This is a genomic window from Microbulbifer sp. TYP-18 (genome assembly GCF_040932045.1).
In the GTDB taxonomy this organism is placed as follows: domain Bacteria; phylum Pseudomonadota; class Gammaproteobacteria; order Pseudomonadales; family Cellvibrionaceae; genus Microbulbifer.
The window spans coordinates 17640-29932 of sequence record NZ_JBFRBC010000020.1; the positions used below are offsets into that span (position 1 = coordinate 17640).

Consider the following 12293-nt stretch of genomic DNA (forward strand, 5'->3'; position numbering starts at 1 on the left):
GGGTCAGTGCCGCCAGAATGCCGGGGTCAGCAGCACCAGCAGGGTAAAGATTTCCAGCCGCCCCATCAGCATGGCCAGAATCAAAAACCACTTTGCCACCTGATTGACGGAGCCGTAGTTTGACGAAGCATCGCCGAGGGCCGGGCCTATATTGCTGAGACAGGAGGCGACGGTGGAAAAAGACGTTACAAAATTCTCTCCGGTCGCCATCACAATAATAGTGAGAACAAAAAACGAGAGGATATAGACAGCAAAGAATCCCCATACCGCATCGGTAACCCGCTCCGGCACTATCTTGCGGTTTACCTTGATGGGAATCACCGCACTGGCATGTACCAGGCGGTTGAGTTCGCGCATACCGGATTTCATGATCAGCATACCGCGCACCGCTTTGATGCCACCGGACGTGGAACCGGCGCAGGCACCCAGAATACCCAGCACCAACAGAACATAAGGCAGAAAGGCGGGCCAGATGGAAAAATTTTCCGACACAAAGCCCGCGGTGGTACCGATGGATACCACCTGAAAAAAACCGTGCAACAGACTCCCGCCCGCGCCAAAAATACCTTGAAACCACAGGTAGCAACTGACCAGCAGCGCAGAGATACCTGTCAGCGTAATCCAGAAGCGGAACTCTGAATCCCGCAAGTAATGGGACAGAGTGCGATTGCGAAAAGCAAAGAAATGGAGGCCAAAGTTGATCGCGGCGGTAAACATGAACAGGATACAGATGGTCATGATGGCATGATTGTTGGCATAGAAACCCATGCTGGCATCGTGGGTGGAAAACCCACCATTGGCCACAGTGGAAAACGCATGACCCACGGCGTCGAACACCGTCATGCCGGCCCACCAGTAGCCGAGACCGCACAGAACCGTAAGGCTCAGATAAATCACTATCAGGGCCCTTGCGGTTTCGGCGATACGCGGGGTCAACTTGGTGTCTTTTACCGGCCCCGGCATTTCCGCCTTGTACAGCTGCATGCCACCAATGCCCAGCATCGGCAGTATCGCCAGGGCGATGACAATCACCCCTATGCCACCGAACCACTGCAACTGCTGGCGGTAGTAGAGGATAGCCGGTGGCAGCGTATCCAGGCCGGTAATCACCGTGGCTCCGGTGGTGGTCAGCCCGGAGATGGATTCAAAAATGGAATTGGTGATGTCCAGGTCCGGCAGTGGACTGATGATGAACGGCAGGGAACCGAAAGCGCCGAGTACCAGCCAAAACAGGGAGGTGACAACAAAGCCGTCGCGGGTGCGCAGCTCCTGCCGCAAGCCGTGTACCGGCAGCCACATGGACACACCGGTAATCAGGGTAATCGCGAAGGCGACGCTGAACGCCGGATGGGTACCGTCCTCGTACCACAGGGAAACACCGATTGGCGGCAACAGCGTAAGACTGAACACCATCAGGAGAATTCCAAAAACCCGCGCAATTACCGCTATTCGCATCGGCGCTATAGAGCCTGTAGTTTGCAGGTGAAGGCTGTGCGGCAACAGTGCCCCGGCACAGCTTCACACGATGTTTAAAAGAAACTGAAACCCACCTGGAACAACTGCTCCACATGGCGGGTATGTCGGCGGTCCACCAGGAATACGATGACGTGGTCATCGCTCTTCACCACCACGTCATCGTGGGCGATCAGCACCTCGCTGCCGTTTTCCGTTTCGCGCACTATGGCGCCGATAGCGGCACCTTCCGGCAGATCGATATCCTCTATCTTGCGGCCCACCACCTTGGACGTGCGCTCGTCGCCGTGGGCGATCACCTCTATAGCCTCGGCGGCACCGCGCCGCAACGAGTGCACATTGACCATATCGCCCCGGCGCACATGGGTCAGCAGGCTGCCGATGGTGTTCTGCTGCGGCGAAATGGCGATATCGATTTCACCACCCTGCACCAGGTCCACGTAGGCGCGGTTATTGATCAGAGTCATCACCTTGCGCGCGCCCAGACGCTTTGCCAGCAGCGAGGACATGATATTGGCTTCATCGTCATTGGTGAGCGCCAGAAAGACATCTGTGTCCTCGATACTCTCCTCCAGCAGCAGATCCTGGTCCGACGCACTGCCGTGCAGGACAATGGTGTTGGAAAGTTCTTCGGAGAGAAAGATACACCGCGCGTGGCTCTGCTCAATCAGCTTGACCGAATAGCGGTTTTCCAGCTTGAGCGCCAGGCGCAAACCGATGTTGCCGCCCCCGGCGATGGTGACTCTTTTGTACCCCTGCTCCAGGCGGCGCAGTTCACTCATCACAGCGCGAATATCGGCGCGGGCGGCGAGAAAAAACACTTCGTCACCCGCTTCGATGACGGTGTCCCCGCGGGGAATGATGGGGCTGTTGCGCCGGTAAATGGCCGCCACCCGGGTGTCGACTTTCGGCATATGCTGGCGCAGGTAGCGCAGCTGGTGGCCCACCAATGGACCGCCGCGGACCGCACGCACGGCCACAAGCTGCACCCGGCCGCCGGCGAAGTCCAGCACCTGCAGTGCCCCCGGATTCTCCATCAGGCGCACAATATATTCGGACACCAGCTGTTCCGGGCTGATCAGCACGTCGATGGGAATCGCCTGGGGATCGAACAATTGCGGATATTTCAGGTAGGAAGCCGCTCTAACCCGGGCGATTTTGGTCGGCACCCGGAACAGGGAGTGGGCTATCTGGCAGGCGGCCATATTGGTTTCGTCGTTATTGGTCACCGCCACCAGGATATCGGCATCCTCGATACCGGCCTGCTGCAGAATATCCGGATGGGAGGCGTGGCCCTGCACCACTCCGATATCCAGGCGGTCGCGCAGTTCGCGCAAAGTGCTCTCGTCGCTGTCAATCAGTACTATGTCGTTGCGCTCGAAAGCGAGGCTCTCCGCCAGAGAGCCACCCACCTGACCCGCACCGAGAATGAGAATTTTCATAAGAGAAGTAGTTCGCGGACGTCACCGCCGTTGTTATCCGGTTAGTGCTCCCTGCGGTCCGGCCTTGCTTAACAGAGCGTAGTAGAAACCGTCCCCACCGTGAATCCTCGGAAGTATCTGCCTGCCCGCCGCCTGCGGCATGCCCCAGGAAGCGCCGGCGAGCAGCGGTGGCGTATTGTCGCTCGCATCCTCGGTCTCCGCAACGAAGCGGGCGGCGACTTCGCTGTTTTCCTCCGGTAGTATCGAGCAGGTGGCATAGAGCAGGGTTCCGCCGGGTTTCAGCAGCGGCCACAGGGCGCGCAGGATCCGCGCCTGCAACGCCGCCAGTTCGCCGATGTCCTCCGCCCGCCGCAGCAATTTGATATCCGGGTTGCGGCGGATGACCCCGGTGGCAGAGCAGGGCGCATCCAGCAGTATGCGGTCGTAGAGGGAAGTATCCCACCAGTCCGCCGGCTGCGCCGCGTCGCCACAGATCAGCTCGGCCGCCAGGCCTGTGCGGACCAGGTTTTCCTCCACCCGCTCCAAACGCTCCGCGTCGATATCGAGCGCCACCAGGTCAGCCCCGGGCTGCTGCTCCAGCAGGTGGCAGCTTTTGCCACCGGGCGCCGCGCATGCATCCAGTAGCCGCTCTCCAGGAACTGGCTGTAACAGGAGTGCGGCCAGCTGTGCCGACTCATCTTGTACACTGACCAGGCCCTGCTCGAAACCGGGCAACGCCGTCACCGGACAGGGCTCCGCCAGCTGTATCCCCACCGGCGAAATAGCACAGGGGGCCGCAGCTATACCGGCCCGGGCCAGCTGTTGCAGGTACTCGGCAGGCGAAATTTTGCCGCCGTTGACCCGCAGCGTCATGGGCGGATTACTATTGTTGGCCCGGAAAATATCTCCAGCCTCGGCGCCCCAGGCGGACTTGATCCGCTGCTGCAGCCAGGCCGGGTGCATAGAGCTGAATTGCGGGTTGCCGCTGAGTTTGCGCTGCAGTTGCTCGCGGTCGCGCAGGGCATTGCGCAGCACCGCGTTGAGCAGGCCGGTGGCGCGCTCCAGGCCCAGCCCCCGCGCCGCCTCAACGGTCGCCGAAATTGCGGCGTGATCCGGGATGCGCGTGTATTCCAGTTGATAGAGCCCCAACAGGATCAGTGCCTCCACCGCCTTATCCTTCGGCGCTCTGCGCAACAGCTTGGCTGCGATCAGGCGCAGTCGCGGCGCCGTGCGCGCGCAGCCATAACAGAGTTCCCGCAACAGTGCACAGTCGCGCGCGTCCAACCCGCACTCGGCGGCGGGCAGCAGCCGCGCTAGCGAACCCCGGCCCCCGAGCAGGTCGGCCAGAAGCCGCGCAGCTGTGACACGCACATCCGTCATTTAACGACCCAGCTGTTTTCCGGGGGCGAGCAGCTCCCCCTGGCCTTTGAGCAGCTCGGCCGCCGGCAGGGCTCTCTTACCCGGCAGCTGCAGCAGTTGGAGACGCAGTGCATCCCGCCCGCAGGCGACCAGGACCCCCTCCCCACTGGTATCGAGAACCGTGCCCGGTGCACCGTCGCGATGGCCCTGCTCCAGCCTGGCGGTGAACACCCGCAGCCGCTGGGCACCGTCGTCACAGGTGGTCCAGCATACGGGAAAGGGGTTGAAGGCGCGGATTCTGCGCTCCAGCTCCGCCGCCGGGCGCGCCCAATCGAGCCGGGCCTCCGCCTTGGTGATCTTGTCGGCATAACTGGCACACCCATCGTCCTGCCGGCGCGGATTCGCCCTGCCCTCCACCAACTGCTCCAAAGCCTCCAGTAACGCGGGACCACCGAGCAGCGCCAGCTTGTCGTGCAGGGAGCCGCCGGTGTCTGCGGGGGAAATGGCGCAGCGGCGTTCCAGCAGCACAGGCCCGGTATCCAGGCCCGCTTCCATCTGCATGATGGCGACGCCACTCTCGCTGTCACCCGCCTCCAGGGCCCGCTGGATGGGCGCCGCGCCGCGCCAGCGCGGCAACAGTGAAGCGTGCACGTTGATGCAGCCCAACCGGGGGATATCCAGCACCCGCTGCGGCAGAATCAGGCCGTAGGCCACCACTACCATCAGATCGGGCCGAAGGGCCGCCAGCGCCTCCTGTGCAGCTGGATCCCGCAGGCTCACAGGCTGGTGAACGGGAATATTGTGTGCCCCGGCCAGTTGCTTGACCGGGCTGGTTTGCAGCTTCTTACCGCGCCCGGCAGGCCTGTCCGGCTGGGTGTACACCGCGACCACTGAATGGCCAGTGCCCACCAACTGGCTCAGGTGGCTGGCGGCAAACTGCGGCGTTCCGGCAAAAACAATCTTCAAAGGCTGGGTCATATTAATCTGGTGCTGCAGCCGCCAGCTGTGCCGGCGACCGGATTGGGGCGTGTAGGGTCAGGAATGCCGCTCCATCAGGCGCGCTGGCGACGGGTCTTTTCCAGTTTGGAGCGGATACGGTTGCGCTTGAGCGGCGAGATGTAATCCACAAACAGCTTGCCCTCCAGGTGGTCCAGCTCGTGCTGGATACACACCGCCAGAAGGCCCTCGGCCTCCATTGCAAAGGACTCGCCAGCGCGATCCAGCGCCTTGACCCGCACCCGGCGCGGGCGTTCCACCGTCTCGTAAAAACCCGGTACCGACAGGCAGCCCTCGTCATACTGGTGAATTTCCGGGTCCAGCACCTCGACTTCCGGGTTGATCAACACCAGCGGCTCGCTCTGGTCCTCGGAAACATCCATCACCACAATCCGCTGGTGAACATTTACCTGGGTTGCGGCCAGGCCCACCCCGGGGGCGTCGTACATGGTTTCAAACATGTCGTCCACCAGAGACCGCACTTCATCGGTCACCTGTTCAACCGCCTGAGCCACCTGGCGCAGGCGTGGGTCGGGAAATTCGAGAATCTGCAGTTTGGCCATAACACCTGTGACAAACTTCTAGTAATCGTGGAACTGGCGCTGATAACATAATGATCGCGCTCACTATTCACTGCGGAGAGTCGGATGCCGATTGCTGGTCGGCAAGGCTCCCGCCACCCGGCAGTGCCCGGCGCTGAGAATTATAGCGATAAAGAGCATAGGAATGCTTCCATGAAGAAAATTATTGTGGTGGCTGCCGCTGTCCTGGCAATAGCCTTCGGGACCCAGGCTCAAGACGTGCGCCTCAATCCCGACCACCCGGATGTCTATGTGGTGCAAAGGGGGGACACCCTCTGGGACATCTCCGGCCGCTTCCTGACCCAGCCCTGGTACTGGCCGGAAATCTGGCAGGTGAACCCGCAGATCGAAAACCCCCACCTGATATTCCCCGGCGATCTGCTGCGCCTGGTCTATGTGGCGGGCGAGCCACAGCTGCAGTTGGAGCGCGGACCGCGACCCTATCGCCTGAGCCCCGCCGGCGGCAGCAACCGCCTACAGCCAAGTGTGCGGCGCGAGGCCATTGGTGAGGCTATTCCCGCCATACCCCTGGATGCCATCGACGCCTTCCTGTCCCGCACCCGTATCGTGGCGCCGGATGCATTCGTGGGAACCCCCTATGTGATTTCCGGCGAGGACCAGCGCATTCTCGTGGGCGCCGGGGAAAGGCTTTACGCCCGCGGCGATTTCCGCGAGCCACTGCCCTCCTACGGTATCTACCGCCCCTCGGAGGTCTACAGGGACCCTCTCACCGGCGAAAACCTCGGCATGAAGGCGCTGGATGTGGGCTCGGTAGACCTGTATCAGCTGGACCCGGACGGCAGCGATGAAACCGCCATTGCCACCATGGAAGTCACCCGTACCTCCCGCGAAATCCGCCTGGAGGATCGCCTGTTGCCGGTGGAAGAGCGTTCCATCGCCGCCCTGTTCCAGCCCGGCGCCCCTGCGGTACCGGTGGACGGCGTCATTATGGATGTGGAAGAGGGTGTCACCCAGATTGGCAAGTACGACGTAGTGGTACTCAATCGCGGCGAGCGGGAGGGTCTGCAGCCGGGGCATGTACTGGCCATTTACAAGCGGGGAGCCATGGTGCGCGACCGTATCGCCCGCGACCAGGTGCAACTGCCGGATGAGCGCGCCGGTCTGCTGATGGTTTTCCGCACCTTTGAAAAAATGAGTCTCGGCCTGGTACTGGAGGCGGACCGCCCACTGACAGTGATGGATCTGGTGCGCAATCCCTAATAGGCTGTTGAAAAAGCCTTCCCCGGCTTTCCTCAACCCGGGTTTGCGGCCCATGTCCGCAAACCCTCCACGACAAATCAGGCAGTTGCAGGCTTGAAGCGACCCGAACACCCCTGTTCGGGACAACAGGCCGGCGGTGGCGAAGCACGGAAGTGCCACCAGTGATCAAACCAATCACTAGGGGGGCAAATCCGCATGGATGCCATTACCGCCAGCCTGGCACTGCTCAGGTTGGAGGGCCTGGGACCCGGCCGCTACTGGCAACTGGTCGAACACTTCGGCAGCGCCGCCCAGGCGCTGCACCAGCTTCCCCCGGCACTGCTGCAAAAACTTCCCCAGCGGGCGCAGCAGCAGTGGCGCGATTTCGCGTCAATGGGCGACAGCAGCCCGCTGCTGTGCTGGGCGGCCGATGAGCGGGAGCGCTGCTGTGCCAGCGGTGTGATACTGCTGGCCGCGGGTTCGGCGGAGTATCCGCCCCTGCTGGCCCAGATCCAGCGTCCACCCCCCATTCTCTATGTGCGTGGAAATACCCACGCAGTGCATCTGCCACAAATAGCGGTAGTGGGCGCCAGGCGCGCCACCAGTGGCGGAGTGGACAATGCCATGGCCTTCGCGGCGGAACTGTGTAGCGCCGGCTTCGCCGTAACTTCGGGGCTGGCGCTGGGTATAGATGCGGCTGCGCACCGCGGTGCCCTGCGGGTTGAGGGGACCACGCTGGCAGTGCTCGGCAGCGGCGTTGATCACCTTTATCCGCGCCGCAACCAGGGCCTCGCCAAAGATATCATCGACAGTGGCGGCGCGATAATCAGCGAGTTACCCCTGGGCAGTAACGCCGAAGCGGCACACTTCCCCCGGCGCAACCGCATTATCAGCGGCCTTTCCCTGGGCGTACTGTTGGTTGAAGCGGCCCGGCATTCCGGCTCACTGATCACCGCGCGACTGGCCGCGGAGCAAAACCGCGAGGTTTTTGCCATCCCCGGTTCCATTCACAACCCGATGGCACGGGGCTGTCACCGTATGATCAAGGAGGGGGCAGCGCTGGTGGAAACCGCCGCGGATATCGCCAGCCAGCTGGGGGGACTGCTGTCCCTGCCCACCGCGCCGGCGCCAGCGGCGGGCCCGCTGCTGGCGCCGCAGCAGATCCACCTGCTCCAGGCCCTGGTCGGGGAACCCCGCTCCCTTGAACAGCTGGCACAGCAGACTGGCGAGGAAGCCGGAACACTGATGGCAAACCTGGTGCAACTGGAACTGGAGGGCCTGGTCGAACAGCTCCCCGGTGGCTATCAGTTGACCCGTGCGGGAGCCGTGTGCTTGGATTCCAGTGCGGAAGCCACCGTTTAATCCGCCAGCCAAATAGGATGGCTGGTCCCCCGGTCAGTTTGTACCCGGAGAGCCTATGATAAATCCAATAAAATCCGTGCTTTTTCCATTGCTGCTCCTGCCCCTTGCGGGCTGTTCATCCATGCCTCCAGTATCAAATTTGCTGGGGCCGCCAGCCTATACAGAAGATGCACTGCTGACGGGTGACGTGTTTGAAAAACAAGAGGTCGATCTAAAAGAGGAGGACATCCTGAATCCCAGCGCTGAAATGCGGGCGTTTCTCGATTCACTGCCTGCGGAAACCACAGCGCCGGCGCGGCTGGAAAACCTTTTACGCGCGTTTGCGGCCGACAATTTCAGTATTTTCTACGATCCGGATGCGACAATTTCCGCGGCAGAGGCCTACTCACAGCAGCGTGGTAATTGCCTGGCTTTCTCGGCCTTGATTGTGGCCATGGCCAGGGAACTGGGAGTGGAGGCCCACTTCAACGAGGTTTTTGTTCCGCCCACCTGGTATCTGGACAGGGACCAGATGGTGCTATACCAGCACATTAACGCCGCAATCAACCCCGGGCAGAACACCAGGGTCATCGACTTCAACTTTACTGCCGGCAATCCCAACTTCCGCCAGCGGCGGCTGACCGATAACCAGGCCCTGGCAAAATTTTACAGCAATCTCGCGGCGGACTTTCTGCGCGACAAGGCCTACGGAAAGGCCTTTTACCACCAGCGCAAAGCGCTCGACCTGGCCCCGGAGGACGCCGACCTCTGGAGCAACCTCGGTGTCATTTACCGGGCGGCCGGCCACCCGGAACGGGGAATGGCGGCTTATCAGGTGGCACTGTCACTGGATGCCGATAACCTTTCGACACTGACAAACCTGCAACGGGCACTGCGCGACAGTAACCGGCTGCAGGAAGCGGATTTAATCGCCCAAAGGCTGAACAGATACCGGCGCAAAAACCCCTATTACTGGTACACCCTGGCACTACAATCCTACAGCGATGCCGACTATGAGGTGGCGGCGGCCTATGCCCGGGACGCCATGACCATCGACAGGAATGATCACCGCTTTCACTTTTTGCTGGGAATGGCCCGCTACCAGATGGGTGCGGAGGGCTACCGGCGAAACTTCCGCCACGCCATGGAACTGGTGGGAGAAGGGACCGGGCTGCGCCAATACCAGCGGAAAATGGCCCTGATCGGCGAAGATATCCAGCCGCGTGAACCCGACAGGTTTTCCGATAGGGTGGACCAGAATATCTGGCACCGGTGGATACATTTTCTTCAGTAGCAGGCTGCCAGTCATTTACCCGGCCCTCGACACCTGGCCCTCCCGTGGACCGGTATCTGTGCTGTCGGGTCTTGTGCGCCGCTGGCCAATCCGCTAGATTGCCGCGTCTTTGCCGGATCGACTATTCAAGAGAGCTGAAATGAGCAAGCCTTTCGTAGCAATTCTGATGGGTTCCGACTCCGATCTGCCGGTCATGGAGGCCGCCTTCGGGGTACTGGAGAAGTTCGATATCGCCTATGAGGTGAAGGTGACTTCCGCCCACCGCACCCCGGAAAACACCCACAACTATGTTGTGGACGCCGACAAGCGCGGCTGTGCGGCCTTTATCTGCGCCGCCGGCATGGCGGCGCACCTGGCGGGTGCCGTTTCCGCAACCACCCTGAAGCCGGTAATCGGCGTACCCATCAATGCATCCCTGGACGGCCTCGACGCGCTGCTTTCCACGGTGCAAATGCCCGGCGGCATTCCGGTGGCAACTGTCGCCATCGGCAAGGCCGGTGCCAAGAATGCCGCCTACCTGGCCGCACAGATCATCGGTTCCGCCGATGCGGAAATGCACCGGAAACTGGTGGACGAGCGCAAGGCCAATGCCGAGGCCATCATCGCCAAGGACAAGCAGCTGCAGCGGGACCTGCAACAGCGCAAATCCCGCTAAACCCGGGGCCCAAATGGCGTTTCCGCCACTCGATGTGTACTTCGCCGCCCGCGCTATCGCCGGGGGCGGCGTCATCGCACACCCCACTGAATCCGTGTGGGGACTCGCCTGTGACCCGTCCAATCGCGACGCGGTGCAGCGGCTGCTGAGCCTCAAGCGCAGGCCGCTGGACAAGGGCTTGATTCTGGTCTCCGCCGATCGGCGCGATTTTGCGCCCATGCTGGACAAGCTCAGCGTCCACCAGTTGCAACAGCTGCAAGCCTCCTGGCCGGGGCCGGTTACCTGGCTGGTACCTCATTGCGACCGGGTGCCGGCCTGGATTACCGGCACCCATACCTCGGTGGCCCTGCGCTGCACCGACCACCCCTTTACCAGCGCGCTGACCCGCGCCTTCGGCGGGGCCATAGTGTCCACCTCTGCCAATCCCAGCGGCTGCCAGCCGGCGCGAAAGAAATACCAGGTGTTACGCTATTTTGGCGACGCGCTGGATTTTGTCGGTGGGGGGGCCACCGGCGGCCGCGCGACTCCCAGCGAGATCCGCGACCTGATGAGTGGCCGGGTGGTGCGCGCCGGCTGAGTCAATCAATTTTTCCAGGGTGACCACCCATGAGCCAAGTGGATATTCAAGCGGTAAAAACCTACCTGCTGCAACTGCAGGAGAACATCTGCGCGGCCCTCAGCGCTGTGGATGGCGACCAATTTCGCCAGGACAGCTGGGAGAGACCCGGCGGCGGTGGTGGACGCACACGGGTACTGGAAGACGGTGGCGTGATCGAAAAAGGCGGGGTGAATTTTTCCCACGTGCACGGCGACGGTCTGCCGCCCTCCGCCACTGCCGGCCGGCCGGAGCTGGCCGGACGCTCCTACGAGGCGATGGGAGTATCGCTGGTGATCCACCCGCGCAATCCCCGGGTGCCCACCAGCCATGCCAATGTGCGTTTGTTCGTGGCCCAAAAACCCGACGCCGAGCCGGTGTGGTGGTTCGGTGGCGGCTATGACCTGACCCCCTATTACGGGGTGGAAGAGGATGTGGTGCACTGGCACCGCACCGCGAAAAATGCCTGTGCCCCCTTCGGCGACGACATTTACCCCCGTTTCAAAAACTGGTGTGACAACTACTTTTACCTGCCCCACCGCGGCGAAGCGCGCGGCGTGGGAGGGTTGTTCTTTGACGACTTCAACCAGGGGGGCTTCAGCCACGCTTTCGGCCTGATGCGGGCGGTGGGGGACAGTTACCTCGACGCCTACCTGCCGATAGTGCAGAAGCGCAAAGACACCCCCTATGGCCAGCGTGAACGGGAATTCCAGCTCTACCGGCGCGGCCGCTACGTCGAGTTCAATCTGGTTTATGATCGCGGGACCCTTTTTGGTCTGCAAAGTGGTGGCCGTACCGAGTCCATCCTCATGTCCCTGCCTCCACTGGTGCGCTGGCAGTACGACTGGCAACCGCAACAGAACAGCGAAGAGGCCAGGCTCTACAGCGATTTCCTGCCCCGGCGCGACTGGGTTTGACCTCAGGGAGCATATGCGTTGGACAAGACCCGCACAGACGCGATCAACCAGCTGTTTTTGCAGTATCGTCGCACCTTCGAAAGTGGGGATGCCCAGCAGATTGCGGATTTCTACCGCTTCCCGCTGCATTATTACCCTGAGCGCTGTGGCAAACAGAGCGCAATTCGCACCCAGTTCACAGCACAGGTAAATCGACTGCTGTCGATCTATGGCCGCCTGGGTGTGTCGCAGATTGTCGGCGCAGTGACACAGATTAGCGAACTCAACACCTGCAGCAACCTGGTGGAATTGCGCTGGGTACTGTTGCGCCGGGAGGGGGACAGCAGTGTCGAACTCTACACGGCCACCACTCGTTACCTGGTGAGCGACACCCCTGCGGGTCTGAAAATAGACGGCCTGATCGCGGTAGACGAAACGGCGTGTATCCGCCGCGCCCTGGCCGGCGCAAGCCCCTGAAAAGC

The 12293-nt window shown here is 61.7% G+C and carries 12 protein-coding genes; 7 read left to right on the forward strand and 5 right to left on the reverse strand.

Annotated features, from left to right (window positions below):
- Window positions 1-3: 3 nt before the first annotated feature.
- From ABVT36_RS14785 to def, 5 genes are all read right to left on the reverse strand, one after another.
- Complete coding sequence (locus tag ABVT36_RS14785) at window positions 4-1455, reverse strand: TrkH family potassium uptake protein (protein ID WP_367149918.1); 1452 nt, start codon at window positions 1453-1455, stop codon at window positions 4-6.
- A gap of 74 nt (window positions 1456-1529) precedes the next feature.
- The gene (trkA, locus tag ABVT36_RS14790) at window positions 1530-2915 is read right to left on the reverse strand and encodes a Trk system potassium transporter TrkA (RefSeq protein WP_367149832.1); all 1386 of its coding nucleotides are present in this window, start codon (window positions 2913-2915) and stop codon (window positions 1530-1532) included.
- A gap of 33 nt (window positions 2916-2948) precedes the next feature.
- Window positions 2949-4274: a 16S rRNA (cytosine(967)-C(5))-methyltransferase RsmB gene (gene rsmB, locus ABVT36_RS14795; RefSeq protein WP_368457230.1), complete on the reverse strand. Its 1326-nt coding sequence runs from the start codon at window positions 4272-4274 to the stop codon at window positions 2949-2951.
- Window positions 4275-5231, reverse strand: a complete 957-nt coding sequence (gene fmt, locus ABVT36_RS14800) for a methionyl-tRNA formyltransferase (RefSeq protein ID WP_368457231.1) — start codon at window positions 5229-5231, stop codon at window positions 4275-4277.
- 74 nt (window positions 5232-5305) lie between these two features.
- Window positions 5306-5812, reverse strand: coding sequence for a peptide deformylase (gene def / locus ABVT36_RS14805; protein ID WP_368457232.1), 507 nt, complete (start codon window positions 5810-5812; stop codon window positions 5306-5308).
- A gap of 171 nt (window positions 5813-5983) precedes the next feature.
- Here def and ABVT36_RS14810 point away from each other — a divergent pair, with 171 nt between their 5' ends.
- The 7 genes from ABVT36_RS14810 to ABVT36_RS14840 all read left to right on the forward strand — a co-directional run bounded on the left by ABVT36_RS14810 (window position 5984) and on the right by ABVT36_RS14840 (window position 12288).
- Window positions 5984-7051 carry a LysM peptidoglycan-binding domain-containing protein gene (locus ABVT36_RS14810; protein WP_367149836.1) on the forward strand — a complete coding sequence of 356 codons (1068 nt, stop codon included), beginning with the start codon at window positions 5984-5986 and terminating at the stop codon, window positions 7049-7051.
- A gap of 195 nt (window positions 7052-7246) precedes the next feature.
- The gene (dprA, locus tag ABVT36_RS14815; protein ID WP_368457233.1) at window positions 7247-8392 is read left to right on the forward strand and encodes a DNA-processing protein DprA; all 1146 of its coding nucleotides are present in this window, start codon (window positions 7247-7249) and stop codon (window positions 8390-8392) included.
- A gap of 121 nt (window positions 8393-8513) precedes the next feature.
- Window positions 8514-9665, forward strand: coding sequence for a transglutaminase domain-containing protein (locus tag ABVT36_RS14820; RefSeq protein WP_368457235.1), 1152 nt, complete (start codon window positions 8514-8516; stop codon window positions 9663-9665).
- A gap of 139 nt (window positions 9666-9804) precedes the next feature.
- Window positions 9805-10320, forward strand: coding sequence for a 5-(carboxyamino)imidazole ribonucleotide mutase (purE, locus tag ABVT36_RS14825; protein ID WP_368457236.1), 516 nt, complete (start codon window positions 9805-9807; stop codon window positions 10318-10320).
- A 13-nt stretch (window positions 10321-10333) separates the two neighbouring features.
- Window positions 10334-10897 (forward strand): L-threonylcarbamoyladenylate synthase, encoded by a 564-nt coding sequence (locus ABVT36_RS14830; protein ID WP_368457238.1) that lies wholly within the window; start codon window positions 10334-10336, stop codon window positions 10895-10897.
- Between the two features lie 29 nt (window positions 10898-10926).
- Window positions 10927-11832, forward strand: a complete 906-nt coding sequence (gene hemF, locus ABVT36_RS14835; protein WP_368457239.1) for an oxygen-dependent coproporphyrinogen oxidase — start codon at window positions 10927-10929, stop codon at window positions 11830-11832.
- 18 nt (window positions 11833-11850) lie between these two features.
- Window positions 11851-12288, forward strand: a complete 438-nt coding sequence (locus ABVT36_RS14840) for a hypothetical protein (RefSeq protein ID WP_368457240.1) — start codon at window positions 11851-11853, stop codon at window positions 12286-12288.
- The last annotated feature ends 5 nt before the right edge of the window (window positions 12289-12293 follow it).